29 protein-coding genes are annotated in these 25,034 nt (G+C 53.3%); 13 read left to right on the forward strand and 16 right to left on the reverse strand.

The genetic code is table 11. The annotated features are described in order from the left end of the window. Positions 1–41: 41 nt before the first annotated feature. From ACTHUF_RS10035 to argG, 5 genes are all read right to left on the reverse strand, one after another. Positions 42–674, reverse strand: coding sequence for a DUF421 domain-containing protein (locus tag ACTHUF_RS10035; RefSeq protein WP_049330868.1), 633 nt, complete (start codon positions 672–674; stop codon positions 42–44). Between the two features lie 14 nt (positions 675–688). After that, on the reverse strand, positions 689–1,138 hold the full coding sequence (locus ACTHUF_RS10040) for a DUF3290 domain-containing protein (RefSeq protein WP_049330865.1): 450 nt from the start codon (positions 1,136–1,138) through the stop codon (positions 689–691). 129 nt (positions 1,139–1,267) lie between these two features. Beyond that, complete coding sequence (locus ACTHUF_RS10045; protein WP_440407564.1) at positions 1,268–1,483, reverse strand: hypothetical protein; 216 nt, start codon at positions 1,481–1,483, stop codon at positions 1,268–1,270. After that, positions 1,476–1,691 carry a DUF4177 domain-containing protein gene (locus ACTHUF_RS10050; RefSeq protein ID WP_003749376.1) on the reverse strand — a complete coding sequence of 72 codons (216 nt, stop codon included), beginning with the start codon at positions 1,689–1,691 and terminating at the stop codon, positions 1,476–1,478. The genes ACTHUF_RS10045 and ACTHUF_RS10050 overlap by 8 nt, the downstream gene beginning before the upstream one ends. Positions 1,692–1,733: 42 nt before the next feature. Then, positions 1,734–3,077, reverse strand: a complete 1,344-nt coding sequence (argG, locus tag ACTHUF_RS10055; RefSeq protein WP_440407566.1) for an argininosuccinate synthase — start codon at positions 3,075–3,077, stop codon at positions 1,734–1,736. A gap of 110 nt (positions 3,078–3,187) precedes the next feature. Here argG and ACTHUF_RS10060 point away from each other — a divergent pair, with 110 nt between their 5' ends. The 3 genes from ACTHUF_RS10060 to ACTHUF_RS10070 are packed head-to-tail and all read left to right on the forward strand — an operon-like array spanning position 3,188 to position 5,576. After that, positions 3,188–3,988 (forward strand): competence/damage-inducible protein A, encoded by an 801-nt coding sequence (locus ACTHUF_RS10060; RefSeq protein WP_440407568.1) that lies wholly within the window; start codon positions 3,188–3,190, stop codon positions 3,986–3,988. Further along, positions 3,988–4,614 carry a phosphatase PAP2 family protein gene (locus ACTHUF_RS10065; RefSeq protein ID WP_440407591.1) on the forward strand — a complete coding sequence of 209 codons (627 nt, stop codon included), beginning with the start codon at positions 3,988–3,990 and terminating at the stop codon, positions 4,612–4,614. The genes ACTHUF_RS10060 and ACTHUF_RS10065 overlap by 1 nt, the downstream gene beginning before the upstream one ends. 11 nt (positions 4,615–4,625) lie before the next feature. Further along, positions 4,626–5,576, forward strand: a complete 951-nt coding sequence (locus ACTHUF_RS10070; RefSeq protein WP_296116047.1) for a YheT family hydrolase — start codon at positions 4,626–4,628, stop codon at positions 5,574–5,576. 94 nt (positions 5,577–5,670) lie between these two features. On the opposite strand, the gene ACTHUF_RS10075 is transcribed toward ACTHUF_RS10070, so the two are convergent. The 6 genes from ACTHUF_RS10075 to ACTHUF_RS10100 form a co-directional block, all read right to left on the reverse strand. Further along, positions 5,671–5,967, reverse strand: coding sequence for a helix-turn-helix domain-containing protein (locus tag ACTHUF_RS10075; protein ID WP_003680641.1), 297 nt, complete (start codon positions 5,965–5,967; stop codon positions 5,671–5,673). A 404-nt stretch (positions 5,968–6,371) separates the two neighbouring features. Then, the gene (gene map / locus ACTHUF_RS10080) at positions 6,372–7,172 is read right to left on the reverse strand and encodes a type I methionyl aminopeptidase (RefSeq protein ID WP_223168906.1); all 801 of its coding nucleotides are present in this window, start codon (positions 7,170–7,172) and stop codon (positions 6,372–6,374) included. A gap of 42 nt (positions 7,173–7,214) precedes the next feature. After that, a complete protein-coding gene (locus ACTHUF_RS10085) occupies positions 7,215–7,820 on the reverse strand; it encodes a hypothetical protein (protein ID WP_315095005.1) in 606 nt (201 codons plus the stop codon). 67 nt (positions 7,821–7,887) lie between these two features. Then, on the reverse strand, positions 7,888–8,499 hold the full coding sequence (locus ACTHUF_RS10090) for a BON domain-containing protein (RefSeq protein ID WP_036493677.1): 612 nt from the start codon (positions 8,497–8,499) through the stop codon (positions 7,888–7,890). Positions 8,500–8,572: 73 nt separating this feature from the next. Further along, on the reverse strand, positions 8,573–9,166 hold the full coding sequence (locus tag ACTHUF_RS10095) for a phosphoheptose isomerase (protein ID WP_308904870.1): 594 nt from the start codon (positions 9,164–9,166) through the stop codon (positions 8,573–8,575). Positions 9,167–9,170: 4 nt separating this feature from the next. After that, on the reverse strand, positions 9,171–9,518 hold the full coding sequence (locus ACTHUF_RS10100; RefSeq protein WP_342685741.1) for a YraN family protein: 348 nt from the start codon (positions 9,516–9,518) through the stop codon (positions 9,171–9,173). A gap of 65 nt (positions 9,519–9,583) precedes the next feature. On the opposite strand from ACTHUF_RS10100, the gene rsmI reads away from it, so the two are divergent. Together rsmI and ACTHUF_RS10110 are read left to right on the forward strand one after the other, a co-directional pair. Beyond that, complete coding sequence (gene rsmI, locus ACTHUF_RS10105; RefSeq protein ID WP_440407572.1) at positions 9,584–10,471, forward strand: 16S rRNA (cytidine(1402)-2'-O)-methyltransferase; 888 nt, start codon at positions 9,584–9,586, stop codon at positions 10,469–10,471. Positions 10,472–10,690: 219 nt separating this feature from the next. Beyond that, positions 10,691–11,323, forward strand: a complete 633-nt coding sequence (locus tag ACTHUF_RS10110; RefSeq protein ID WP_049343748.1) for a DUF1269 domain-containing protein — start codon at positions 10,691–10,693, stop codon at positions 11,321–11,323. 257 nt (positions 11,324–11,580) lie between these two features. Here ACTHUF_RS10110 and ACTHUF_RS10115 read toward each other — a convergent pair whose 3' ends face one another. The 3 genes from ACTHUF_RS10115 to ACTHUF_RS10125 all read right to left on the reverse strand — a co-directional run bounded on the left by ACTHUF_RS10115 (position 11,581) and on the right by ACTHUF_RS10125 (position 15,884). Next, a complete protein-coding gene (locus ACTHUF_RS10115) occupies positions 11,581–12,390 on the reverse strand; it encodes an alpha/beta hydrolase (RefSeq protein WP_440407574.1) in 810 nt (269 codons plus the stop codon). Between the two features lie 108 nt (positions 12,391–12,498). Beyond that, on the reverse strand, positions 12,499–13,488 hold the full coding sequence (locus tag ACTHUF_RS10120; RefSeq protein WP_250615162.1) for a peptidylprolyl isomerase: 990 nt from the start codon (positions 13,486–13,488) through the stop codon (positions 12,499–12,501). Continuing rightward, positions 13,485–15,884 (reverse strand): LPS-assembly protein LptD, encoded by a 2,400-nt coding sequence (locus ACTHUF_RS10125; protein ID WP_349291118.1) that lies wholly within the window; start codon positions 15,882–15,884, stop codon positions 13,485–13,487. Before ACTHUF_RS10125 ends, ACTHUF_RS10120 begins: the two co-directional genes overlap by 4 nt. Before the next feature lie 69 nt (positions 15,885–15,953). Between ACTHUF_RS10125 and amgK the strand changes: the two genes are divergently transcribed. Then, complete coding sequence (gene amgK, locus ACTHUF_RS10130; protein WP_003749406.1) at positions 15,954–16,958, forward strand: N-acetylmuramate/N-acetylglucosamine kinase AmgK; 1,005 nt, start codon at positions 15,954–15,956, stop codon at positions 16,956–16,958. A gap of 84 nt (positions 16,959–17,042) precedes the next feature. After that, positions 17,043–18,938, forward strand: a complete 1,896-nt coding sequence (mnmG, locus tag ACTHUF_RS10135) for a tRNA uridine-5-carboxymethylaminomethyl(34) synthesis enzyme MnmG (protein ID WP_440407577.1) — start codon at positions 17,043–17,045, stop codon at positions 18,936–18,938. Between the two features lie 163 nt (positions 18,939–19,101). Here mnmG and ACTHUF_RS10140 read toward each other — a convergent pair whose 3' ends face one another. After that, on the reverse strand, positions 19,102–19,689 hold the full coding sequence (locus tag ACTHUF_RS10140; RefSeq protein WP_049336865.1) for a GNAT family N-acetyltransferase: 588 nt from the start codon (positions 19,687–19,689) through the stop codon (positions 19,102–19,104). A gap of 95 nt (positions 19,690–19,784) precedes the next feature. Further along, entirely contained in the window at positions 19,785–20,375 is a 591-nt protein-coding gene (locus tag ACTHUF_RS10145) for a 5-formyltetrahydrofolate cyclo-ligase (protein ID WP_440407579.1), read from the reverse strand. A gap of 78 nt (positions 20,376–20,453) precedes the next feature. On the opposite strand from ACTHUF_RS10145, the gene ACTHUF_RS10150 reads away from it, so the two are divergent. The 6 genes from ACTHUF_RS10150 to pyrE all read left to right on the forward strand — a co-directional run bounded on the left by ACTHUF_RS10150 (position 20,454) and on the right by pyrE (position 24,963). Continuing rightward, positions 20,454–20,696: a hypothetical protein gene (locus ACTHUF_RS10150; RefSeq protein ID WP_063076190.1), complete on the forward strand. Its 243-nt coding sequence runs from the start codon at positions 20,454–20,456 to the stop codon at positions 20,694–20,696. 178 nt (positions 20,697–20,874) lie between these two features. Beyond that, positions 20,875–21,603 carry a 30S ribosomal protein S2 gene (gene rpsB / locus ACTHUF_RS10155; protein WP_002258397.1) on the forward strand — a complete coding sequence of 243 codons (729 nt, stop codon included), beginning with the start codon at positions 20,875–20,877 and terminating at the stop codon, positions 21,601–21,603. 123 nt (positions 21,604–21,726) lie between these two features. Next, positions 21,727–22,581, forward strand: coding sequence for a translation elongation factor Ts (gene tsf, locus ACTHUF_RS10160; RefSeq protein WP_440407581.1), 855 nt, complete (start codon positions 21,727–21,729; stop codon positions 22,579–22,581). A 220-nt stretch (positions 22,582–22,801) separates the two neighbouring features. After that, complete coding sequence (gene pyrH, locus ACTHUF_RS10165; RefSeq protein WP_003708812.1) at positions 22,802–23,521, forward strand: UMP kinase; 720 nt, start codon at positions 22,802–22,804, stop codon at positions 23,519–23,521. Between the two features lie 159 nt (positions 23,522–23,680). Next, on the forward strand, positions 23,681–24,151 hold the full coding sequence (gene rlmH / locus ACTHUF_RS10170) for a 23S rRNA (pseudouridine(1915)-N(3))-methyltransferase RlmH (RefSeq protein WP_036493712.1): 471 nt from the start codon (positions 23,681–23,683) through the stop codon (positions 24,149–24,151). A 170-nt stretch (positions 24,152–24,321) separates the two neighbouring features. Continuing rightward, positions 24,322–24,963 (forward strand): orotate phosphoribosyltransferase, encoded by a 642-nt coding sequence (gene pyrE / locus ACTHUF_RS10175; protein WP_003682682.1) that lies wholly within the window; start codon positions 24,322–24,324, stop codon positions 24,961–24,963. Positions 24,964–25,034: the final 71 nt, after the last annotated feature.

The raw sequence follows: 25,034 nt of genomic DNA on the forward strand, positions 1-25,034 counted from the left end.
CCGTCTGAAATCAAGGTTTCAGACGGCCTGCTATTTTCAAATCAAGAAGGATAACGGTGTGCCACCAATTTTCCGTCTATGTATTCGCCGATATAGACTTGCGAGGCTTCAAGGTGGAGGCGGTTGAGTTCTTGTTGCAGCCATTCTTCATCACGCTTAATGATTTCGAGGATGTCGGGGTCGACTTGGCCGTCTGTAATCAGCGGATAGCGCAGGCTTTCGTCGCCGTACTTAATGACGGCGAGCTGGCCGTTTTGCTCCATGACGGCGCGTTTGACGGCAGAGATTTCGTAGATGCCGGCGGCGCGGAGTTTGAACATTAGGTCGTGTGCGCTGATACCGTTTTTCATGCATTCATCGGTTTGGATTTTGCCGTTGACGATAACCCAGACGGATTTGCCGTCAATGATGGATTTGACCCAGCGGTTGTGGTTTTTGATGAATTTCAGGCTCAAGACCAACAGCGTCCACAAAATCAGCACGAGGAAAAATTGCAACAGGCCGACGCTGTCGCTGTAAATCACGCCGCCGATGATGCCGCCGAGTACATAGTTTTGCACTTGGTCCATGGCGGAGGTCGGCGCGAGGTTGCCTTTACCTAAGAGGTTGATTTGCAAAATCAAACCTAAAATACCCATCAGCAGTTTGAGGGCGAGCAGGGAGTATGCTTCCATGTGTGTGTATCCTGTTATTCTTTATCGATGAGTTCGATATTGTTGTTGACCAAATTGATGGGCGTCAGCGTGTAGGCGGAGAAGTCTTGATTGAAATGGACTTCGTAGTATTGGTTTTTGATGCCGATAATCATGCCGTTGAACAGGCGCGTGCTGTTGACGATGATGTCTTGTTTTTCAACTTTTTGGTTTTCAATCAAGGCATTGAGAAAACCCACCATGCGCGAAGTATCGGCGGCAAAGTTTTGACGCTCGCTGTATGAAAGATATTGCGTGCCGCAGATGAGGATGAGCAACAACAGCGCAATAATGCTCAGGTCGCGGTATTTGGTGTCCATGCGGTGGCGCAGGTATTGCGATACGGCGAGCAGGAGGATGACGAGGGCGGCGAAAATCAGGACGTATTTCAAGTAGTCGTTGAAATACATATGGTTTTCAAGATAAAAGTGAGAAAAGAATTTCATGGTATTTGATAAATTTGGGAAGGGTAATCAGGCCGTCTGAAACTTAAATTTCAGACGGCCTTGTCTATTAAACAAGGATGTTGCGTCAAGGTTTCGGATAAAGCATACATGGCGCTTCTCGAAGTAGTATCAGTTGATAAATCCGTCGTCCTTCATTTTCTTTTCGGAAAAATACTGGCTGATGACCAGTAAGCTGGCCAGAATGATAATGAAAAGACCTGCCATGGTCAGGGTGATTTTGAGAAACAAATCGGCATCGATGAAGGAAAACCAAAGTTGCAAAATCAAGAGCAACACCCAGCTGACGAATAATCCGAGACAGGTATAGACGCCGAGTTTAAACACGTTCTTTTTCCAAAATGACGACGTAGGCTTCACGCACGAAAAACAGCAGCATGCGGCGCTGGTCTTTTTCCATGGTAACGACCTTCCATCCTTGCGAAGCGTGGCTGTTGAGGAAATCGCTGAATTTGACCGGATTGATTTTGGCGCTGCCAAAAACCAAACTGGAAAGCAGGTTCTCTTGATAAATGACGGCTTTATATTCTTTCATTTTATTCCTTTAAAAATAAGGGGGCTTTAAAGCCCCCTCATTCTACTCCTTATTATTCAACTGCGGTAATACGGAGCCTTCGCCCAATGCCAACAAACCGCTTTGCGAGTAAATACCCAGTTTGGCGCGGGTGTCGGTGATGTCGAGGTTGCGCATGGTCAGTTGGCCGATGCGGTCGAGCGGTGTGAACGCTGCGTCTTCGACTTTTTCCATACTCAGGCGTTCCGGTTGGTAGGTCAGGTTAGGCGATTCGGTGTTCAGAATCGAGTAGTCGTTGCCGCGGCGCAGTTCGAGGGTGACTTCGCCGGTAATGGCTTTGGCGACCCAGCGTTGGGCGGTTTCGCGCAACATTAGGGCTTGGCTGTCAAACCAGCGGCCTTGGTAGAGCAAGCGGCCGAGGCGCAGGCCGTTGATGCGGTATTGTTCGATGGTGTCTTCGTTGTGGATACCGGTCACCAAACGTTCGTAGGCGATGTGGAACAAAGCCATGCCCGGGGCTTCGTAGATGCCGCGCGATTTAGCTTCGATGATGCGGTTTTCGATTTGGTCGCTCATGCCCAAGCCGTGACGGCCGCCGATGCGGTTGGCTTCGAGGAAGAGTTCGACAGGATCGGCGTATTCTTTGCCGTTTAATGCAACCGGCACGCCTTCTTCAAAGCGCACGCTGACTTCTTCGGGTGTGACTTCGACGTTTTCATCCCAGAAGGCAACGCCCATGATGGGCTTAACGATTTTGATGCCGCTGTTGAGGAATTCCAAGTCTTTGGCTTCGTGGGTGGCACCCAGCATGTTGGAGTCGGTAGAGTAGGCTTTTTCAACCGACATTTTGTAGTTGAAGCCGTTGGCAATCAGAAATTCGCTCATTTCGTGACGGCCGCCGAGTTCGTCGATAAATTGTTGGTCGAGCCAAGGTTTGTAGATTTTCAGCGCGGGATTGGTCAAGAGGCCGTAGCGGTAGAAACGCTCGATGTCGTTGCCTTTGTAGGTGCTGCCGTCGCCCCAGATATTCACATCGTCTTCTTTCATGGCGGAAACGAGCATGGTGCCGGTCACGGCGCGGCCTAAAGGCGTGGTGTTGAAGTAGGCGATGCCACCGGTGGAAACGTGGAACGCGCCGCATTGGATGGCGGCGATGCCTTCGTGTGCCAACTGCGCGCGGCAGTCGATCAGGCGGGCATTTTCTGCGCCGTATTCCATCGCTTTTTTAGGAATGGCGTTGTAATCGTCTTCGTCAGGTTGGCCAAGATTGGCGGTGTAGGCGTAAGGCTGTGCGCCTTTGAGTTTCATCCACAACAGCGCGGCAGAGGTATCAAGACCGCCGGAGAAGGCGATGCCGACTTTTTGACCGATGGGGAGATTTTGTAAAATGGTATGGTTTTGGCTCATTGGGATTCCTCCAGACTTGAAAAGTTGAAACCATTATCTTATAAATGGAATACATTGTCAGCAATTAGGCCGTCTGAATGTTCGGAGGGCCGTATTAAAGAAACCTCATCATGAACGCTTTTAACCTCATCATCATCGGCGACGAAATCCTGCATGGCAGCCGTCAAGACAAGCATTTCGCCTTTTTCAAATCCTTATTGGAATCGCACGGGCTGAAGCTCAATCAGGTGCAATATCTGCCTGACGAACCCGATTTGCTGGTCAAACAACTGCGCCGCAGTTTTTCAGACGGCCTGCCGACTTTCGTTACCGGCGGTATTGGTTCTACGCCTGACGACCACACGCGCCAAGCCGCAGCGGCTGCTTTGGATTTGCCCGTCGTCCGCCATCCTGAAGCCGCCAAGTTCATCGAAGGCGTGACCCAGAAACGCGGCGAACCGCTCGATTCGCCGGAACACGCCCAACGCCTGAAAATGGCGGATTTCCCCGAAGGCGCGGAATTGGTGCCCAATCCGTTTAACAACATCGCCGGATTTTCCGTCCGCGAGCATTATTTCTTCCCCGGTTTTCCCGTGATGGCGCACCCGATGGCCGAATGGGTATTGGAAACTTATTACGCCGACCGCTTCAACCAAACTGAACGCGGCAGCCGCAGCGTATATGTGTTCGACCAACCCGAATCGCGCATTACGCCGATTATGGAACATCTTGAACATACCTACGCCGGTATCCGTTCGTACAGCCTGCCCACCGTGGGCCGTACCGATTCAGACGGCCGTTACACTCCGCCGCATATCGAGTTCGGCATTAAAGCGGAAGGCGAGGCCTGCTGCTTGCTGGATGCTGCGTGGGAAGATGCGTTGCAGGGTTTGCAGGCGATTGGCGCGACTTTGAAAGAAACGGTGGAATGATGCACTTATCCCCGGCCCAATCCAGACGCGCACTGACTTTTGCCTCTTTGCTGTTTTTGCCGCCGACCCTCATCATCGGCATTTGGCTGGCGCAATATGGCGGCTTTGCTTTTGAGCCGCCGCTGATGCACGCCGTCCATGCCCATGCGGGCACATGGTTTGATCCGATTGCTACCGTGTTGCACTATCTGGGCAAAACCGCGATTGCTGTGCCGCTGATCGGCGCGGTTGCCGCCGCCCTGTATTTCGCCGATAAAAAGCGAGAGGCACTGTTTTGCGTGTTGGCGGCATTGGTGCCGACTGTGAACATGCTGATTGTGAAAGCATGGTTTGCCCGCGAACGCCCGCTGCTTTGGCCGCGCCTGATTGAAGAGAGCAATTTCTCCTTCCCCAGTGGCCACAGTACGTTTTCCGCCGCCATTGCCGTCATGCTGATATTGCTTTGCCGCCGCACGCGCTACCGCCGCACCGCTTGGGTGGCCGGTATTGCCTTTGCCCTGTTGACCGGGTTTTCACGCGTTTATTTGGGCGTGCATTATCCCACCGACGTTTGGGCAGGCTGGACAAACGGCACGCTGACTGCCTTGCTGGTGTATATGCTCATCTTCAGGCCGTCTGAAAAATAGAAGAAATAATTATGAATACACGTTCACCTAACACGCCTTATTGGCTCAGAAACGGCCATGCCGACACTCTGTTTGCCAAGTTGCTGCAAGGCAAGGCGCCCGACTACCGCCGCGAGCTTCTGCCCGACAGTACCGGCAAAACCCAGGTTGCCTACGATTTTGTCGACAGCGCCGACCCCGATGCGCCGTTGGTGGTTTTGTTCCACGGACTGGAAGGCAGCAGCGAGAGCCATTACGCGGTCGAGCTGATGAAAGCCGTGCAGCAGCGCGGTTGGAACGGCGTGGTTGCCCATTTCCGCAGTTGCGGCGGCATCGCAAACACCGCGCCCGTGTTCTACCACCTCGGTGATACGACTGAAATCGCCTTTATGCTCAACACGCTGGCGCAACGCTATTCAACCATTTACGCCGTCGGCGTTTCTTTGGGGGGCAATGCCTTGGCCAAATATCTGGGCGAGCAGGGCAGCAATGCCGTTCCGCGCGCTTCTGCCGTCGTTTCCGCACCGGTTGATGCCGTAGCGGCAGGTACGCGTTTTGATCAGGGCATGACGCGACTGATTTACACGCGCTATTTTTTGAATTCGCTGCTGCCGAAAGCCCGAGCGATTCCTCAGTTTCAGACGGCCTTGAGCCGGCAAAACTGCAAAACGCTTGGCGATTTTGACGACCGCTTTACCGCGCCGTTACACGGTTTTGCCGACCGCCACGATTACTATCGCCGCAATTCCTGCAAACCGTTTCTGAAAGGCGTGGATACGCCGTTGCTGCTGCTCAATGCCGTTAACGACCCCTTCCTGCCGCCGGAAGCCCTGCCGACCGGGCGGGATGTGTCCTCGGCCGTTACGCTGTTGCAGCCGGCATACGGCGGTCATGTCGGCTTTGTTAGCCGCGATCGGGGCCGTCTGAATCTGCAATGGCTGCCGCAAACGGTGTTGGACTATTTCAAACAGTATCAGCCGTAAATGAAAAAGGACATGTATGCGACACGCCCTTAGAGTGTAGAAAGTAAAAAGGCCGTCTGAAAACGAATTTCAGACGGCCTTTTGAATGCCTTGATTATTTGCCTTTGTTGTCGGCTTTGGCTTCTTTTTTCAGAGAAGCGTACAACTCAGGGTCGCGGTTTTTCAGCAAGGACGCAACGGCCAAGTCGTCACGGTTTACTTTAGCCAAATCGACGCGCTCGATGTGTACCAAACGCAGCAATTCGCGTACAGGTTTAGGCATATTGCGGCCGGATTCGTAACGGGAACCACCGGATTGAGTCACACCGATGCGGCTCCAGAAGTCCATTTGGTTCAGGCCGAGTTTTTTACGGATATCGCGGATGTTTTCAATTTTTTCGAACGATTTCATGAATCTTCCTTATTGTGGTATTTGTTGCATGCCTCTAGGCATAAAAATGGGTCTGCAAGAATGCCGGCATCCCTTTTCCTGTAGGCTTTTGGGGTGATATGTGGGCGTATTGCAAATGACTGATCTAGATAATTAGACAGTATATTCGAAAGAAGTTTGCCGCTGTTTGCCATAATTTGTGTAAATATTTCTTAATTCATTATTTCGTATAATTTTTGGCATATAAATCATTAAATTATGCGATTATCTTAAATATGGCGTGGGCAAATTTTTACATAACTAAACAATTCATTATGGGTAAAAACTTAATTTTGAGCTTTTATTCGGTTTGACGGGTCGAGAAAACGGATAAATTTCAGGCCGTCTGAATCTGTATTTTCAGACGGCCTGAAAATTTTTCAAGTTTAAGGCTTGCCGGTGGCAGGGCTGATGGTGAGGATTTCGTAGCCGGTTTCGGTAACCAAGACTTCGTGTTCCCATTGGGCGGAAAGGGAGCGGTCTTTGGTGACCACTGTCCAACCGTCGTTCAGGATGCGCAGGTGGCGTTTGCCTTGGTTGATCATCGGCTCGATGGTAAAAATCATGCCCGGTTTGAGGACGAGGCCCTGACCTTTGCGGCCGTAATGGACCACTTGCGGCGCTTCGTGGAAACCGCGGCCGATGCCGTGGCCGCAGAATTCTTGCACTACGGAGTAGCCGGCATTTTCGGCAACCTGTTGGCAGGCATAGCCGACATCGCCAAGGGTGGCGCCGGGTTTGACCGCTTCAATACCCGCCATCATGGAGGCGTGGGTCACGTCGATCAGGCGCTGGGCAATCGGTGAGACTTTGCCGACGGTAAACATACGGCTGGAGTCGCCGTGGAAACCGTCTTTTTTGATGGTCAGGTCGATGTTGACGATGTCGCCTTCTTTCAGCGGCTTGTCATCGGGAATGCCGTGGCAGATGACGTGGTTGACGGAGGTGCAGCAGGATTTCGGGTAGGGCGGGTTGCCGTAGTTGAGGGGGGCCGGATAACCGCCTTGGACGTTGACGTGGTAGTCGTAAACGAGTTTGTCGATTTCGTTGGTGGTGACGCCGGGTTTGACGAATTGGCCGATGTAGTCGAGGGCTTCGGCGACCAAGCGGCCGAGTTCGCGCATTTTTTCGATTTCTTCGGGGGTTTTGATGATGACTTTGTCCATGAGGTTTCCTTCTTGTTTCAGACGGCATGGGGGCCGTCTGAACGGGACGGGTGTGCCGTCTGTTTAAAACAGGTTGTCGAGATTGTCTTTGTTGCGCGGTTTGGCTTGTGGTTTGGCCTCAGGTTCGGCTTTGGGAGTCGGTTTGGACTCGGGGGCTTTGGCTTTTGCCGGTTTGTTTTCTGCTGCTTGTGCGGCCGGTTTGCTGTCTGCGGCTTTGTTTGCTACCGGCTGGCTGTCTGCTTGAGGTGTGTTTTGAGCGGCAGGGCTGTTGTTGTCGGATTGTGTTTTTTCTGATTTGTCGGTTTCGGCGCGTTTGTTTTCTGTGCGTTTGCCGCGGTGTGCGGCAGGACGGTCGTTTTTTGCACCTTCTTCGGCTTTGTCGCTTTTTTCGGTTTGGGGAACAGCCGGGTTGCCGGAAGTGGTTTTTTCGTCGCCTTCTTGGGCGGGTTGGACGGTTTCAAGTTCGACTGTGCCGTTGGGACGCCAAACTTCAATGCGTGTGTCGTTTTGTTCGGCCGGGTTTTTTGCGGGGGGGTCGGTTTTGCCGGAGTTTAGGGTGCTGAATACGCCGGCGACAAGGGCGGCGACGGCGACGAAGCTGACAAGGAAGAATGCGCGGATTAAGTGTTTGGGTTTAAGTTGGAAAGGGGCTTTATTATTTTTTGACATGATGGGTCAGGTAATAGTTGGTGGGATGGCCGTCTGAATGTTCAGACGGCCCCGGGTTGCCTGTGAATCAGTTGGCAACGTAGTTTTGATAGAGGGTAACGACTTTTTGTACGCCGACGGTCGTGCTGACTTTTTGGGTCACGCGGGCTTGTTCGTCGGGCGTGAGGATGCCCATGACGTAGGTCACGTTGCCGTAAGTTACGATTTTGACACGCGCCTGGGTAGCCGGGCTGAGGCCCAACAGGGCGGCGCGGACTTTGGATGTGCCCCAGGTGTCGTTGGTCACGTCGCCAAGCGAACGCGCTTGCGAGGCGACGGTAATGTAGTTGTACACGCCTTCTGCGGCTTGTTCGGAACGGGCGATGCGTTCAACAAATTGTTTTTCGCCTTCGGTTGCCACTTGGCCGAGCAGGAGCAGGTGGCGGTTGTAGCCGACAACGTTCAGTTTGGGCTTGTAGCCTTCGACTTGGTTGTTTTGGCGCAGGTAGGAGCGTGCGGTGGTTTCGACGCGCAGGGCCATAACGTTGTCGTCGGTTTGCGCGCCTGTGGTGCGGCGGTCGACGGCGGATTTGGTGCCGACGGCAGCACCGCCGATCAGTGCGCCGACGCAGCCGCTCAGACTCAGGCTCAAGAGGGTCGCTGTCAGAACGGGGAGGGCGTAGCGTTTGATATTCTTCATATCCTTTTCCTTGGGTATGGACGGGTGGGTGTTCAGACGGCCTTTAAGGGATGGGCCGTCTGAAAAGAAAGGGTTACATGCCTTCAAGCAGGGCGGAGTCGATGCAGTCGCACATGGCGTGAATCAGCAGAATATGGTTTTCCTGAATGCGGGCAGTGCGCGGATAAGGGACGTTGAGTAAAACGTCGGTATCTTTGAGCATGGCGGCGATTTTTCCGCCGTCGCGGCCGGTCATGGCGATGACGTGCATATCGCGTTCGTGTGCCGCTTTGATGGCTTCGATGACGTTGGCGGAATTACCGGAGGTGGAGATGCCAACCAATACGTCGCCGGCACGTCCGAGCGCGCGCACTTGTTTGCTGAACACATGGTCGAAACCGTAGTCGTTGCCGATGGCGGTCAGGGCGGAAGTGTCCGTTGTCAGCGCGACAGCGGCCAATTCCATGCGTTCTTTTTCAAAACGGCCGGTCATTTCGGCGGCGAAGTGTTGCGCGTCGGCAGCCGAACCGCCGTTGCCGCAGGCTAAAATTTTGCCGTCGTTCATCAGGCATTGCAGCATCAGCTCGGCAGCCTGTACAGTCGGCTCAACCAGTACTTTTTCGGCTTCCTGCTTGGCGCGGATGCTCTCGGCAAAATGTGCGGAAACGCGTTCTTGTAATGTTGTCATGAGGTTAACCTGTAATATTTTGAATCCATTTGGGCGGGCCGTCGCCCTCGATCAGTACCGCGTCCAGGCGGCAGGGCGCATGGTTTAACCCGTGCTTTTGCAGATAATACTCTACACTTCGTTGCAATTTCAATAATTTGGACGGCGAGATGCTGTATGCTGCACCACCGAAACCTCGGTTTTTGCGGTATTTTACTTCAACAAACACAATCGTACCGCCGTTTTTGACGATTAAATCGATTTCGCCGTAGGCGCAATGCCAGTTCCGTGCCAGCAGCGAGCAGCCTTTGCCCAGCAGGAACGCCAGTGCTGCATCTTCGGCCGCCGCCCCCTGTTTGTGGTTTAAGCGCATGAAAAGTTTACCTGTTATATAATTATTGTTTTTAAAGAGACACCGTTTCAGACGGCCTTGAATCTATGTACACAAAACACCTGCAAAAAGCCGTCGACAGCATCGAAAAACAGACATTATACGTTGTCGCCACACCCATCGGCAATTTAGCCGACATAACGCTGCGCGCGCTGGCCGTTCTGCAAAAGGCCGACATAATCTGCGCCGAGGATACCCGTGTTACCGCCCAGCTTTTGAGTGCGTACGGCATTCAGGGCAAGCTCGTGAGCGTGCGCGAACACAACGAGCAGCAAATGGCCGACAAAATCATCGCCTATCTTTCAGACGGCCTGAGCGTTGCCCAAGTTTCGGATGCGGGTACGCCTGCGGTTTGCGATCCCGGTGCGAAACTTGCCGCCCGCGTGCGCGAAGCCGGATTTAAAGTGGTGCCTGTGGTCGGTGCAAGCGCGGTCATGGGGGCGCTGAGCGTGGCCGGGGTGACGGAATCCGATTTTTACTTCAACGGTTTCCTGCCGCCTAAGGCCGGCGAACGCCAAAAGTTGCTGGCCAAATGGGCGGAAGCCGATTTTCCGATTGTGATGTTTGAAACGCCGCACCGCATCGAAGCAAGCCTTGCGGATATGGCCGCGCAGTTCCCCGAACGCCGGTTGACTCTGGCGCGCGAAATCACCAAAACGTTTGAAACCTTCCTCAGCGGCACGGTTGCCGAAATCCAAGCCGCCCTCAAAAACGACAGCAACCAAACGCGCGGCGAGATGGTGCTGGTGTTGCACCCTTCGGTGAAAGAGAAACACAGCGATTTGCCCGAGGCGGCGCAAAATACCATGAAAATCCTTGCGGCCGAGTTGCCGACCAAACAAGCTGCCGAGCTTGCCGCCAAGATTACCGGCGAGAATAAAAAGGCGCTGTATGATTTAGCGTTGGAGTGGAAACGGATTTCAGACGACGCTTGAGGTCTTGCAGGCTTATTTTTCTCAACCTGTGGTGTGAACGATGCGACGATTTCCTACAGGCAAAACTGGGTATTGTTCGTTATCCGTTTGCCGGTTCTACAGGCTTTACATAGGTAAAGTTCTGTTTGCCGCATTGCTCCCCCCCCCCCCTTGTAATTTACAATGACACTGCATACAACTAGTATGTTCTTAAATCTTTCAATCTACGGGAGTGGACTTATGAAACAAAATATCATCGTTGCCTTATTCGACATCTCCAGCGAAGCTTATCAAGCCTTTTCTGAATTGAAAGCTTACTCGCAGACAACAGATGCTTTGGTGGCACAAGCCGTTTTGATTAAAAAGGAAAATGGTCTGATTATCCCAGCAGAAAGCACCGACTTTACCGCCAATACGGCCGAAAGCGCATGGACGGGCGGCCTCATTGGTTCACTGGTCGGCATCCTCGGCGGTCCTATCGGTGTTCTGTTGGGTGGAGCTACTGGCGCACTCATCGGCAGTGATGTAGGCACTGCCCAAACATTGGGAGAGGGGGCGTTGCTGGAAAATGCAGCCAAAAAACTGGATAACGGCAGTACTGCAATCATTATTTTGGCGCAAGAACTCAACGAAGCTATATTGGATGCTTTCTTCCACCGTTTCAAAACCGTTATTCTCCGGCAAGATGCAGCCGTTGCCCAAGAGGAGGTATTGGCAGCAATAGAAGCGGAGAAAGAAGTGGCACGTCAGGCACACGAAGCGTGGAAAAAACAGCGCAAAGCCGAACGCAAAGCCGAACGCCAAGGGAAAGTGGAAGCCTTCAAGGCCGACATCAAACAAAAATTCGACAAATTGGCAGCCAAGTTGAAATAACACTGCCACCAACCCAAGGTATGTAACCGCTCAAATTTTCCGTTTCGGATGCATGCCAAACCAGTTTGAGGCTACCTGAAAATCTATTTTTCAGGTAGCCTCTCCCTTTTTCATGCCCCGAGGCCTTTGCAAAGGTCTCAACCTATGTTATTGCAAAGGTCTCGGCCTTTTTATAATTGGATTTTAGATTGATCCAATAGGTTCAATACGCTTCTAAGTTTGCGTTTCAGACGGCCTCGATGTTTGGCAAACCTGCTTCAACGCTGCCATGCGCTGCGCAAATATTCGATGCAGTCGGTCAGGGCGTAAAACGGGGCGTTGCCGTGATTGGCGTTGGGGTAGAGGGTAAAGCGGACATCTGCGCCGAGGTGGTGCAAAGTGCCGGCAAGGATTTTAGCTTGTGCGACCATGCCGCGGCTGGTTTGGTCGGGACGGTTGTTTCTGCCTTCATGCTCGCCTGCGCCGAGGCGGATGCCGATTCCTTGCGGCAATGTGTCGGGCAGCCAATCAAGTACGCGGCGGTCTTGCCACCAGATAGACGGCGAAACCAGCAAATAATGGCGGAATCGTTCGGGACGGGTGAACAGGGAATAGAGGCCGTACAGTGCGCCGAACGAATGGCCGAAGATGGCTTGGTTTTGGGTATCGATGCGGTATTTGCTGTTGAGCAGGGCGGAGAGTTCGTCATCGATAAAGCGGCTGAAGCGGTCGGCTTGGCCGTATTGTTTGCGTTCGGATTCGGGCGCGTTGTCGGGCAGCGGTGGCGTGTAGTCGAGGGCGCGTTGGTTTAAGTCGCGGATGGTGCCGCCGGTGTAGCCGATACCGACAATCAGACAGGCGGCATGGCTTTTGGTGATGGGGTTGATGAGCAGGGATTGCGCCATATTGAGGATGGCGGGGAAAAAGGCATCTCCGTCAAGAATATACAGCACGGGATAGCCGCCTGCCGGACGCTCACCGAGTGCCGCGGCTTGAATGCGGTAGGTGCGGCCGGTATGGGCGGAAGTAAGGGCGGTTTCTTCGGCTTGCAGCAGGGTGGCGGCTTGCCAGTTGGGGCGGATGGGCATGATGGGGTGCTTTAATCAATGGGTTACTTAAGGAAAAAAGGCCGTCTGAACAATGGATTTCAGACGGCCTTATTGTACGGATTTCTGCCTTTTTAACAATACGCGTGATTAGCGTACGTCAACGTAGGAGCTACTGTGCAGTTCGCGCAGGAGGTTGGTGGTCGCCTGTTGCGCTTTTTGTTGGGACAGGTATTGGCGGACGGCGTTTTGTTGGCGCTCTTCAGGCGTACCTGCTTCGCGGACGTCGTTCAGCTTGATGATGTGCCAGCCGAATTGGGTGCGGACAGGGGCGCTGATTTGGCCGGGTTTGAGTTTGTGGACGGCTTCTTCAAATGGGGCAACCATCATGCCGTCGGCAAACCAGCCCAAGTCGCCGCCGTTGCCGGCGCTGCTGTCTTGCGAGTATTGGCGTGCCAAACCGCCGAAATCTGCGCCGCTGCGGGCTTGTGAGTAGATTTTGCGGATGGTGCTTTCTGCGCCGACGGCGGCATTGTCGTTGTCGGCTTTAATGAGGATGTGTTGGGCATGATATTGGCGCACGGGGTCGGCTTCGGGCAGGGTGATGCCTTGTTGTTTGGCCTGCTCGATGTAGCGTGCCACTTCGGAGTCGCTCACGCGGCTGTTTTGCATGATGGCCTGTTGGCGCACTTTTTCAACAATAATGCTGTCGGCGATGTCTTGACGGACGGCGGCAGACGGATTTTTGATGTTGGGGTTGTGCGCGATGACGGCTTCGATTTCGCTATCGGTCGCTTGGATGTTGCGGCGTTTGCCGGCTTGGAGGATCAGGGATTGGTTGATCATTTGTGCCAAAACCTGTTGGCGCAGCTCGTTGGCGTCCATTTGCGTGCCTTTCGGCATGGTTTGACGCGCTTGTGCTACGGCTTGTTCTACTTGGCGGTGGGTAATGACTTCGTTGTCGACAACCGCGGCAATGCCGTCTGAAAGATGTACGCCGCTTTGTACGGCAGGCATGGTGGTGGCGCTGACGGCAGGGGCTTTGGCTGCGCGCGCTTTGCCTGCTTTGGCTTTAGGGGCGGCGTGTGCGCCTACTGCGAGAGTGAGTGCGGCGACGAGAATCAGGGGTTTGAAGTTCATTGTTTGACTACCTCGTTGGTTTTGCTGTAACCGGGGATGGCTAAGCGGAGTTTTTCGAATGGGTTGTTGCCGATATTGCTTAAGTCTTTGAGTTGGAGGTTGAAGAATACGGCGTTTTTGTGGCTGTTTTCGCCGGTAACATAGCGTTGGCCGACCAAGCTTGCGCTCCAGCAGCCGCAGTTGCTTTTGTATTCTGCACCGATGAGCATTTCCAGCGGTTTTTTGGCTTCGATTTCGTAGTTGTAACGGGCGACGGCGTATAGGTTTTTGCTCAACGGCCATTGGGCGGCAAGGTCGACTTGGCTGAGTTTGTCATAGAAATAGTCGCCGTTGGCTTGCAGATAGATGCGCTCGTTGCGTCCGTATTTGTAGCGCGCGCTTAAGACTTTGCCCGGTTCGGGGTTGTAGGTAATCCCTGCAGCGTAGCTTTCGGCACGGCTTTGGTTTTGGTTGTAGTGGATGTCCAAGTCGATGCGGATGCTCGGGGTAATGTTGCCGTGTGCAAAGGCTACCCAGTCGGATTGGCTGCGCGGATAATTGCTGACGTTGCCGTCAGGCAGGACGTTGTCTTTTTTGAAATAAAACTTCTGGCCGATACCTGCACGGAAGAGTTCCGCACCGGTATTGGGGTTGAGGATGCGGCTTTGTGTGGCCAGCGTCAGGCTGTTGGCAGAATTGATGCGGTCGTTGCCGGAATACAGGTTTTCGCGGAACAGCTGCGAATAGGTAAAGCTGTTTTCGGAGCTGTCGAAATTGGGCAGGTCGTTTTGGGACTTGGTCGGAATGTAGTTGTAAAACAGGCGCGGTTCAAGTGTTTGCAGGTATTCTCCGCCGAATAGACGGGCCCTGCGCTCGAAAGTCAGGCCGCTGTCGACGTTGATGATCGGCAGGACGCGGCTGACATTGCGGCCGCTTTGACCATTGAAGCTGTTGAGGCTGTAATAAGTGGCATGTACGCCAACTTTAGGTCGGATGTAGCCCCATTGGTTGTGGAAGTCCCATTTGACGCTCGGGTAGAGCACCACGCGGCTGCCGTCTTGCTTGGTATCGTGGTCAAAACGGGTGAATTGGCCGAACACGTTGAGTTGAGCCTTGCCGAGATGGCTTTGCCAACGGCCGGTCAGACGGGGCATGATGGCATAAGGTTCGTCTTTATAGCCGTCTTGGTTGGCCAGCGTTTGGTATTTTTGTACGCGCAACGAGCCGTCGAAGCTGCCGCCCAACAGTTTGTCGCTGTAATTGAGCCATGCCTGACGGTCGAGGTTGACGTTGCGCGCGATGTCTTCGCGGCCGTAGAAGTCGCGGTAGTAATCGTCGTCGGAAACTTGGTTGTAGTTGATGCCGCCGCTGATTTTGCTGTTCAGCTGCTGCTGGTGTTTCCATTTGAACTGGTAGCGGTTGTTGTGGACGCTTTTTTGGTCGTTCGGCATCCAGTCGCCATCGACTTCGCCGCTGTAATTCGGCTGCAGATAACGCACTTGGCCGCCCAGTTGCACACCGCGTTTGCTGATGATGCCCGGGCGGATGGTGGCATCCAAATTCGGCGCAAGGTTGAAGTAGTAGGGCAGGCTCAGCTCAAGGCCGTCTGAACCGGTGGCAATGGTCGGAACGAGCAGGCCGCTTTTGCGGTTGCCATTGATGGGGAAGTCCGCCCAAGGCGTGTAGAGGACGGGGACGCCGCCGAATACGAGCGAAGCGTGTTTGGCCACACCGATGCCTGTCGATTCATCGGCTTCGATGCTTTGCGCTTGGATATACCAGCTGGCGTCGCCGGGCGAACAGGTGTTGAATTTGGTATTGATGAGTTTGTAGAGGCCTTTGCCTTTGAGTTCGGCTTTTTCGCTGACACTTTGAAGGCGGCGGCCGCCTTGTTCAGTATTGAGGCGCACGGCGGTGCCGGAACCGGTTTGGTTTTTGAGGTTGTAAACCAATTGGTCGCCGGATACGGTCGAACCGTTTTGATACAGGGTAAAGCGGTCGCCGGCGGTAACGGTATCGGTGGCTTGGTCGTATTGCGCCCAATCGGCGTTGAGAACATCGGCATTGCGCTCGACAATGACGTCGCCTTCGGCACGGACGCCGACTTGGGTCTGACCTTCTATTTTATCGGCGTTGACGCGGGTGTAATCGGCAGGCAGGGCTGGCTCGCCGCTGCGTTTGATTTCGGCGGTTTCGGCCGGCTTGGCATCTTCGTGGTCGCAAAACAGGCAAGTGCTGCCCAAGGAAAGCGGATCGGCTTCGCTTTGGCCGGTTTTTGCCGGTTTGGATTCGGCGGTGTGGGCAGGGGTATAGTCTTCCGCCTGCGGAACAGAAGCATCTTCCGCGCGCACGGCTGTTGCGCCAAAGCCCATAATTAAGGCGAGTACCAAGGGTTTGAGTGAAAATAAACGAGCCAAAATCGCCCCTTAAATCGGTTTGCCAGTTAGAATAGCGGTTATTGTAACCTGAAATTCTGCGATACCGCTATGCAACGACAAACCGAATTACAAAACTGGCTGGAGTCTGTTTACCCGAACCAGCCGTTCGAATTGAGCTTTGCGGCAGCCGATGCCGACTTCCGCCGCTATTTCCGCGCGACGTTTTCAGACGGCCAGACTGTCATCTGTATGGACGCGCCTCCTGAGAAGATGAGTGTTGCGCCTTATTTGAAAGTGCAAAAACTGTTTAATATGGTCAATGTGCCGCAAGTGCTTCATGTGGATGAAGCGTTGGGCTTTATGGTGTTGAACGATTTGGGCAACACCACATTCCTGACTGCCATGAATCAGGAAAACAGTGAAACCGCCCACAAAGCCCTGCTGCTCGAAGCCATCGACGAACTGATCGAGCTGCAAAAAGCCAGCCAACCCGGCAAACTGCCGGAATACGACCGCGAAGTCATGCTGCGTGAGATTAACTTGTTCCCCGAATGGTTTGTGGCCAAAGAATTGGGCCGCGAGCTGACCTTCAAACAACGCCAGTTGTGGCAGCAAACCGTCGATACGCTGCTGCCGCCCCTGTTGGCGCAGCCCAAAGTGTATGTCCACCGCGACTTTATCGTCCGCAACCTGATGCTGGCAAAAGGCCGCCCGGGCGTGTTGGACTTCCAAGACGCGCTTTACGGCCCGATTTCCTATGATTTGGTGTCGCTGCTGCGCGATGCGTTTATCGAATGGGAAGAAGAATTTGTATTGGACTTGGTCATCCGTTACTGGGAAAAAGCACGCGCTGCCGAGTTGCCCGTGCCTGCCGAGTTTGACGAGTTCTACCGCTGGTTTGAATGGATGGGTGTACAACGCCATTTGAAAGTGGCCGGTATTTTTGCCCGCCTGTACTACCGCGACGGCAAAGACAAATACCGTCCTGAAATCCCGCGCTTCTTGAACTATTTGCGCCGCGTATCCCGCCGTTACAATGATTTGGCGCCGCTTTATGCATTGCTGGTCGAATTGGTCGGCGATGATGAATTGGAAACAGGCTATACCTTCTAAGCTTGGTTTTTTAAGATTTGATTCCACTTTTCAGACGGCCTGATCAACAAAAGGCCGTCTGAAACCTTTACAGAACACATAAAAATGACTTACATGATTTACCCCAAAACCTACGACGTGATTGTCGTCGGCGGCGGCCATGCCGGTACCGAAGCCGCACTTGCCGCCGCACGCATGGGTGCGCAAACCCTGCTGCTTTCACACAACATCGAAACCCTCGGCCAAATGTCGTGCAACCCTTCCATCGGCGGTATCGGCAAAGGCCATCTTGTGCGCGAACTCGACGCATTGGGCGGCGCGATGGCGTTGGCCACCGACAAATCCGGTATCCAGTTCCGCCGATTGAATGCCAGCAAAGGCGCGGCAGTGCGAGCCACACGCGCGCAGGCCGACCGCATCCTGTACAAAGCCGCCATCCGCGAAATGCTGGAAAACCAAGAAAATCTGGAGCTTTTCCAACAAGCCGTCGAAGACGTAACACTCGACGGCGAACGCATCAGCGGCGTGGTCACCGCGATGGGCGTGGAGTTTAAAGCACGCGCCGTCGTGCTGACCGCGGGCACGTTTTTGTCCGGCAAAATCCACATCGGTTTGGAAAACTACGAAGGCGGCCGCGCCGGCGACCCCGCCGCCAAATCCTTGGGCGGCCGTTTGCGCGAATTGAACCTGCCGCAAGGCCGTCTGAAAACCGGTACGCCGCCGCGTATCGACGGGCGCACGATTGACTTCTCCCAACTGACCGAACAGCCCGGCGACACACCCGTTCCCGTAATGTCCGTACGCGGCAGCGCCGATATGCACCCGCGCCAAGTGTCCTGCTGGATTACGCATACCAACACGCAAACCCACGACATCATCCGCTCAGGCTTCGACCGCAGTCCGATGTTTACCGGCAAAATCGAAGGTGTCGGCCCGCGTTATTGCCCGTCTATCGAAGACAAAATCAACCGCTTCGCCGACAAAGACAGCCACCAGATTTTCCTCGAACCCGAAGGCCTGACCACACACGAATACTATCCAAACGGTATCTCCACCAGCCTGCCGTTCGACATCCAAATCGCGCTCGTGCGCAGCATGAAAGGCCTCGAAAACGCCCATATCCTGCGCCCCGGCTACGCCATCGAATACGACTACTTCGACCCGCGCAACCTCAAAGCCAGCCTCGAAACCAAAACCATCCAAGGCCTCTTCTTCGCCGGACAAATCAACGGCACAACCGGCTACGAAGAAGCCGCCGCGCAAGGTCTGCTCGCAGGCGCGAATGCCGTGCAATACGTCCGCGGACAAGACCCGCTCCTGCTGCGCCGCGAACAAGCCTATCTCGGCGTATTGGTGGACGACCTCATCACCAAAGGCGTGAACGAGCCTTACCGCATGTTCACCAGCCGCGCCGAATACCGCCTGCAACTCAGGGAAGACAACGCCGACATGCGCCTGACCGAAGACGGCTACAAAATCGGCTTAGTGGGTGAAGAACAATGGCGCATGTTCAACGAAAAACGCGAAGCCATCGAACGCGAAATCCAACGTTTGAAAACCACGTGGTACACACCGCAAAAACTTGCCGAAGAAGAGCAGCTGCGCGTATTCGGCCAAAAACTCAGCCGCGAAGCCAACCTGCATGACCTCCTGCGCCGCCCGAACCTCGACTACGCCGCGCTGATGACCCTGCCCGACGCACAACCTGAAACCGCACTTGCCGACAGCGTAGTCGAACAAGTCGAAATCCAAGTCAAATACCAAGGCTATATCGACCGCCAAAACGAAGAAATCGACAGCCGCCGCGACATCGAAACCTTAAAGCTGCCCGAAAATATTGATTACAGCAAAGTCAAAGGCTTGTCGGCAGAAGTGCAGCAAAAGCTCAACCAGCACAAACCCGAAACCGTCGGCCAAGCCAGCCGCATCTCCGGCGTAACGCCTGCTGCCGTCGCATTGCTGATGGTGCATTTGAAACGTGGGTTTAAAGATGCCAAGTAAGGTTTAATCCGAATAAAGGCAAAGGCCGTCTGAAACTTTCAGACGGCCTTTATTTATCAGGGGATTAACGGTGTTGTACCTTATTTCATTAATTTTTTAAAGAGTTCGGATTGTCAGCAAGATGGGCGTGTTCTGATGAAAAAATGAAGAAGAAAACGTTTTTTCAGGACGCGTCATAAGCTGCCGCTTTTTCGAGCAGTTTTACCCTTGCCTGCGGCCATTCCTCACGTAGCAGGCTGTATTCAACCGTATCGCGCACGCTGCCGTCTTTCCGCAGCTTGTGGCAGCGCAAGATGCCGTCTTGGTGTGCACCCAAGCGTTCGATGGCGCGTTGGGAGGCGGTATTGAGGTTGTCGGTCTGCCAGCAGACGCAACGGCAGTTTAAAGTGTCGAAAACGTAGTCGAGCAACATGATTTTGCAGGCGGTATTGATGTGCGTGCGCTGTGCCGACAGGGCATACCATGTGAAACCGATGTAGAGGCGTGGGATGGCGGGGTCGATGTGGTAAAGCGAAGTTGAGCCGACAATTTTTCCCGTGTCTTCGTCGATGACGGCAAAGGCGAGGCGGGTTTGTATGGCGGTGCGGATATAGTCAGCTACTTGGTGGGGTTCGGGCGCGGTGGTTACGTTCAGCTTCCAAACTTCGCCGTCGCAAACTGCTTCGCGCAAACCGGCTTCGTGTGCCGTTGTTAAAGGTTCGAGACGGACGCGGTCGAAGGATAAAACGGGAGTGGATGAGAAATCAGTCATGGAGGTTTCCTTTGTATTTGATAGTTTGAGTTTTCAGACGACCTTTTATAGTGTCTTAACGGACGGCATCTCTGAGGTCTTCTGAAAGCTATTGATTAATGATGTTTGAACATCAGCACGCCCGACTCCGATACAAACCCGTCCAGCGGCAGGTCGTGGGGTTCGGTCGGCAGGGTGTCGGTCAGTTGGCAGCCGAAGCCTACGCCCAGGGTTTGGGTTTGCAGGCGGTATTTCATGGCGGAGAGGGTGGCGTCGTAATAGCCGCCGGCCTGTCCGAGGCGGTAGCCGCGTTTGTCGATGCCGACGATGGGGACCAGCAATAGGCTGAGTTGGTGGACGCGGATTTTTTTGCCGGTGAATTGGGGGACATGCAATTTGGCGCGGCCGCGTTTGCGTTCTTGTTTGGCGCCGTCGGCAGGGTAGGGGGTGAACCACATCCGCCGCGTGTGCGGTTCGATATAGGGCAGGTAGAGTTTTGCGCCGCGTTTTTGTGCGGCACGGACAAAGCCGTCCAATCGCAATTCCTTGCCCATCGGCCAATACACGCCGATTTTCCGTCCTTTTTTGATGTAGGACTTGAGCAGGCGGTTGATGGTTTCGGTGGCGGCGTTCCGCTCGTCGGCGCTCATTTGGGCGCGTGCGCGGCGGAACTGTTTGCGTAGTGCCGATTTTTCGGGATTCCTCATTTTCAGACGGCCTTTCGGGATTGCGGTAGAATGTTGCGATTATAACGATTTTGTTAACATTCAAACAGGACGCACACGATGTGGCATATTGTCGCCATCGGCTATCTTTTTGTTGCCGTGATGTTTTCCGCCGCGCAGCCGAGTATTGCGCGCGCGTTGATTTATTTGGTTTTTTGGGCAGTGTTGCCCACTGTGTTCACGGTCTTTGTTGTGACCATCCGCCGCCGCAACCGCCTGATGAAACGGCAGGAGCAGGCGGAGTTTGAAGCGGCCCGCCAAAAGGCGGTACAGGCGGATGAAAAACAGGACGGGAAGGTATAAAATCCCTTTTCAGACGGCCTCTTATCCGCTATAATCCGTCAGTTTTCCATTTCGGAAACACGCTTTTATTTTTTTAAAACTTATGCCCACTTTCGCCGAAGGGTGCTTGACAATAGGCGCCGCCTATCAAGTTCTATGCGATTGAATGTGTGCTCTTTAACCCTTTCAAGGAAATAACATGTCTCAAATTACTATGCGTCAGATGATTGAAGCCGGTGTTCACTTCGGTCACCAAACCCGTTTCTGGAACCCGAAAATGGCTCAATACATTTTCGGTGCGCGCAACAAAATCCATATCGTAAACTTGGAAAAAACCCTGCCGATGTTCCAAGAGGCACAAGAAGCCGTACGCCGTCTGGTTGCCAACAAAGGTACAGTATTGTTCGTAGGTACCAAACGCCAAGCCCGCGACATCATCCGCGAAGAAGCTACCCGTGCCGGTATGCCTTTCGTTGATCACCGTTGGTTGGGCGGTATGCTGACCAACTACAAAACCGTTAAGCAATCCATCAAACGCCTGGAAGAAAAAACTGCTGCCCTGGAAAACGCTGCTGAAGGCGGTTTCAACAAAAAAGAAATTCTGGAAATGCAACGCGACGTTGAAAAACTGGAACGTTCTTTGGGCGGTATCAAAAACATGAAAGGCCTGCCTGACGCGATTTTCGTTATCGATACCGGCTACCAAAAAGGTACTCTGGTTGAGGCTGAAAAACTGGGCATCCCTGTTATCGCCGTAGTCGATACCAACAACAGCCCTGACGGCGTGAAATACGTTATCCCTGGTAACGATGACTCCGCCAAAGCCATCCGCCTGTACTGCCGCGGCATCGCCGACGCAGTTTTGGAAGGCAAAAATCAAGCGCTGCAAGAAACTGTAGCCGCTGCCCAAGAAGCTGCTGCCGAGTAATTCGGTACACGGAAGAGGGGCGTTATGCCCCTTTTCTCAAATCCCGTTCTGAAATCCGTTTCAGACGGCCACTATTTCCAAACACGGCAATGGCCGTGTTCCCAAAAATCTAGGAGATTCAAAATGGCAGAAATTACTGCAAAAATGGTTGCCGACCTGCGCGCCGCTACCGGCTTGGGCATGATGGAATGCAAAAAAGCCTTGGTTGAAGCCGAAGGCAACTTCGACAAAGCCGAAGAAATCCTGCGTATTAAATCCGGTGCGAAAGCCGGTAAACTGGCCGGCCGTACTGCTGCCGAAGGCGTATTGGCTTACGCGATCAATGGCAATGTCGGTGCATTGGTTGAAGTAAACTGCGAAACCGACTTCGTTGCTAAAGACGCCGGCTTCGTAGAATTTGCCAACTTCGTTGCGAAAACTGCTGCCGAGAAAAAACCGGCTACCGTTGAAGAACTGAGCGAATTGGTTGAAGCAGAACGTAAAGCCATTATCGCTAAATTGGGCGAAAACATGTCTGTTCGCCGCTTCCAAGTGATCGACACTGCCAACCAACTGGTTGCCTACATCCACGGTGCTTTGGCTACCGAAGGCGTATTGGTTGAGTACAAAGGCTCTGAAGACGTAGCACGCAAAATCGGTATGCACATCGTTGCCGCCAAACCTCAATGCGTATCCGAAGCCGAAGTGGATGCCGAAACCGTTGAAAAAGAACGCCACATCTACACCGAGCAAGCCATTGCTTCCGGCAAACCTGCCGAAATCGCCGCTAAAATGGTTGAAGGCCGTATCCGCAAATTCTTGGCTGAAATCACTCTGAACGGCCAAGCATTCGTGATGAACCCTGACCAAACTGTTGCCCAATTCGCTAAAGAAAACGGCACTGAAGTGATCAGCTTCGTACGCTACAAAGTAGGCGACGGTATCGAGAAAGCCGTTGTTGACTACGCGGCCGAAGTTGCTGCCGCTGCTAAAGTGTAAGGCACTTATGAAAAAGAAAGCACCTAGATTCCAAACGAATCAGGGTGCTTTTTTTTGAGAAAACCGTTTACGGTACCTAATTTCAGACGGCCGAATATTCAGGCCGTCTGAAAACCAAAACAATAATAAACCGACACACTCTATCATTAATATTCCGACCGTTTGAAAATTCAGACGGCCCGACCCCCGACCGACGACATTCAAGAAAGCAAGGTATCCCATGACACAGCAAATCAAATACAAACGCGTATTACTGAAACTCTCCGGCGAATCCCTGATGGGCTCTGATCCATTCGGCATCAATCACGATACCATCGTTCAAACTGTCGGCGAAATTGCCGAAATCGTGAGAATGGGCGTGCAAGTCGGTATCGTTGTCGGCGGCGGTAACATTTTCCGCGGCGTATCTGCTCAAGCAGGCAGCATGGACCGCGCCACTGCCGACTACATGGGCATGATGGCAACCGTGATGAACGCCTTGGCACTCAAAGACGCATTTGAAACCTTGGGCATCAAAGCGCGCGTACAATCCGCACTGTCTATGCAGCAAATCGCTGAAACTTACGCCCGTCCTAAAGCCATTCAATATTTGGAAGAAGGCAAAGTTGTGATTTTTGCCGCCGGTACCGGTAATCCGTTCTTCACGACCGACACTGCCGCCGCATTGCGCGGTGCGGAAATGAACTGCGACGTGATGCTCAAAGCCACCAATGTTGACGGTGTGTACACCGCAGACCCGAAAAAAGACCCATCTGCAACACGCTATGAAACCATTACTTTTGACGAAGCCTTGTTGAAAAACCTCAAAGTGATGGATGCCACCGCCTTCGCCCTCTGCCGCGAACGCAAACTCAATATCGTGGTATTCGGCATTGCTAAAGAAGGCTCGCTCAAACGCGTGGTAACCGGCGAAAACGAAGGTACGCTGGTTCACTGCTAATCATTGAAAGGCCGTCTGAAACAGCCGAACGGGATACATTCGGCTTTCAGACGGCCTTTTATTTTCAGTCGGTTGCGTAGGCATTGGCTCATGGTTTGAAAAGGTTGAGAACTTGCTTGACTAATGCCCAGCCGACAATTCGATAACAAAGGATACCCCATGAATATCACCGTCTTGGCTGTCGGCACGAAAATGCCGCGTTGGGTCGATGAAGCCGTCGGCGAGTACGCCAAACGCTTCGGGCGCGATGTCAATTATGCGCTGAAAGAAATCAAGCCGGAAAAACGCGGCGCGGGTGTGAATGCGGCTCAGGGCATGGCGGCTGAAGAAAAACGCCTGCTGGAAGCCATCCCGCAGGGCGCGTTTTTGGTGGTATTGGATGAACGCGGCAAAGCGCCGACTTCGGTCGAATTGGCGCAACATTTGAAAAGCTGGCAGCAAAACGGCGAACACGTCTGCTTTATTATCGGCGGCGCAGACGGCATGACCGACCGTTTGAAACAGCAGGCAAACATGATGATGCGCCTTTCCAGCCTGACCCTGCCGCATGGCATGGTGCGCGTTTTGCTGACCGAGCAGCTTTATCGTGCCGTTTCGATTTTGCACAACCATCCTTATCATCGGGAATAATCCGTTTTGATTACCGGGATAAGACGGTAATGCCGCCTTGTCGGTTTGAAAGAGAATAGGGCAAGTTGGTTAAAAGCGGGGTTGAACCTGCTTTCAGACGGCCTGATTTTTCCGCATGAATCCTTTATAATCGTTTCTTTGATAAATCAACATCTTTCGGGAGAACCCAAATGTCCGATTTCCGTCAAGACTTCCTCAAATTCGCTTTGGCACAAAACGTGTTGAAATTTGGCGAATTTACAACCAAGGCTGGCCGTCAGTCGCCTTATTTTTTCAATGCCGGTTTGTTCAATGACGGCGCATCGACTTTGCAGCTGGCGAAGTTTTACGCCGAGGCCATTATTGCCAGCGGCGTGAAGTTCGATATGCTGTTCGGCCCAGCCTATAAAGGCATTATTTTGGCGGCGGCAACAGCGATGATGTTGGCGGAAAAAGGCGTAAACGTACCGTTTGCCTACAACCGCAAAGAAGCCAAAGACCACGGCGAGGGCGGTGTGTTGGTGGGCGCGCCTTTGAAAGGCCGCGTGCTGATTATCGATGATGTGATTTCCGCCGGTACATCCGTGCGCGAGTCGGTCAAACTGATTGAGGCCGAAGGCGCAACGCCTGCCGCAGTGGCCATTGCGCTCGACCGTATGGAAAAAGGCACAGGCGAATTGTCGGCGGTGCAGGAAGTCGAAAAACAATACGGCCTGCCGGTGGTTTCGATTGCCAACTTGAACGACTTGTTCACGCTCTTGCAAAACAATGCCGAATTTGGTGGCTTCTTCGAGCCGGTCAAAGCCTATCGCGAACGTTACGGCGCGGTTTAAACTATAACATCATGCTCAGGTCGTCTGAAACAGTTTTCAGACGGCCTGAAGCATTGGCTAAAATATATTTT

Source organism: Neisseria sp. P0024.S006, from assembly GCF_051956595.1.
Lineage (GTDB): Bacteria > Pseudomonadota > Gammaproteobacteria > Burkholderiales > Neisseriaceae > Neisseria.

What these genes read in the sequence shown, in the direction of transcription:
- ACTHUF_RS10140 (WP_049336865.1), bottom strand. Translation starts at nt 19,689, where the DNA reads ATGACTGATTTCTCATCCACTCCCGTTTTATCCTTCGACCGCGTCCGT.
- ACTHUF_RS10040 (WP_049330865.1), bottom strand. Translation starts at nt 1,138, where the DNA reads ATGAAATTCTTTTCTCACTTTTATCTTGAAAACCATATGTATTTCAAC.
- ACTHUF_RS10075 (WP_003680641.1), bottom strand. Translation starts at nt 5,967, where the DNA reads ATGAAATCGTTCGAAAAAATTGAAAACATCCGCGATATCCGTAAAAAA.
- ACTHUF_RS10150 (WP_063076190.1), top strand. Translation starts at nt 20,454, where the DNA reads ATGTGGCATATTGTCGCCATCGGCTATCTTTTTGTTGCCGTGATGTTT.
- ACTHUF_RS10050 (WP_003749376.1), bottom strand. Translation starts at nt 1,691, where the DNA reads ATGAAAGAATATAAAGCCGTCATTTATCAAGAGAACCTGCTTTCCAGT.
- ACTHUF_RS10115 (WP_440407574.1), bottom strand. Translation starts at nt 12,390, where the DNA reads ATGCCCATCCGCCCCAACTGGCAAGCCGCCACCCTGCTGCAAGCCGAA.
- ACTHUF_RS10035 (WP_049330868.1), bottom strand. Translation starts at nt 674, where the DNA reads ATGGAAGCATACTCCCTGCTCGCCCTCAAACTGCTGATGGGTATTTTA.
- ACTHUF_RS10085 (WP_315095005.1), bottom strand. Translation starts at nt 7,820, where the DNA reads ATGTCAAAAAATAATAAAGCCCCTTTCCAACTTAAACCCAAACACTTA.
- pyrH (WP_003708812.1), top strand. Translation starts at nt 22,802, where the DNA reads ATGACACAGCAAATCAAATACAAACGCGTATTACTGAAACTCTCCGGC.
- ACTHUF_RS10120 (WP_250615162.1), bottom strand. Translation starts at nt 13,488, where the DNA reads ATGAACTTCAAACCCCTGATTCTCGTCGCCGCACTCACTCTCGCAGTA.
- ACTHUF_RS10070 (WP_296116047.1), top strand. Translation starts at nt 4,626, where the DNA reads ATGAATACACGTTCACCTAACACGCCTTATTGGCTCAGAAACGGCCAT.
- rlmH (WP_036493712.1), top strand. Translation starts at nt 23,681, where the DNA reads ATGAATATCACCGTCTTGGCTGTCGGCACGAAAATGCCGCGTTGGGTC.
- mnmG (WP_440407577.1), top strand. Translation starts at nt 17,043, where the DNA reads ATGACTTACATGATTTACCCCAAAACCTACGACGTGATTGTCGTCGGC.
- ACTHUF_RS10110 (WP_049343748.1), top strand. Translation starts at nt 10,691, where the DNA reads ATGAAACAAAATATCATCGTTGCCTTATTCGACATCTCCAGCGAAGCT.
- rpsB (WP_002258397.1), top strand. Translation starts at nt 20,875, where the DNA reads ATGTCTCAAATTACTATGCGTCAGATGATTGAAGCCGGTGTTCACTTC.
- rsmI (WP_440407572.1), top strand. Translation starts at nt 9,584, where the DNA reads ATGTACACAAAACACCTGCAAAAAGCCGTCGACAGCATCGAAAAACAG.
- ACTHUF_RS10090 (WP_036493677.1), bottom strand. Translation starts at nt 8,499, where the DNA reads ATGAAGAATATCAAACGCTACGCCCTCCCCGTTCTGACAGCGACCCTC.
- ACTHUF_RS10100 (WP_342685741.1), bottom strand. Translation starts at nt 9,518, where the DNA reads ATGCGCTTAAACCACAAACAGGGGGCGGCGGCCGAAGATGCAGCACTG.
- ACTHUF_RS10065 (WP_440407591.1), top strand. Translation starts at nt 3,988, where the DNA reads ATGCACTTATCCCCGGCCCAATCCAGACGCGCACTGACTTTTGCCTCT.
- tsf (WP_440407581.1), top strand. Translation starts at nt 21,727, where the DNA reads ATGGCAGAAATTACTGCAAAAATGGTTGCCGACCTGCGCGCCGCTACC.
- ACTHUF_RS10060 (WP_440407568.1), top strand. Translation starts at nt 3,188, where the DNA reads ATGAACGCTTTTAACCTCATCATCATCGGCGACGAAATCCTGCATGGC.
- pyrE (WP_003682682.1), top strand. Translation starts at nt 24,322, where the DNA reads ATGTCCGATTTCCGTCAAGACTTCCTCAAATTCGCTTTGGCACAAAAC.
- ACTHUF_RS10145 (WP_440407579.1), bottom strand. Translation starts at nt 20,375, where the DNA reads ATGAGGAATCCCGAAAAATCGGCACTACGCAAACAGTTCCGCCGCGCA.
- ACTHUF_RS10095 (WP_308904870.1), bottom strand. Translation starts at nt 9,166, where the DNA reads ATGACAACATTACAAGAACGCGTTTCCGCACATTTTGCCGAGAGCATC.
- amgK (WP_003749406.1), top strand. Translation starts at nt 15,954, where the DNA reads ATGCAACGACAAACCGAATTACAAAACTGGCTGGAGTCTGTTTACCCG.
- argG (WP_440407566.1), bottom strand. Translation starts at nt 3,077, where the DNA reads ATGAGCCAAAACCATACCATTTTACAAAATCTCCCCATCGGTCAAAAA.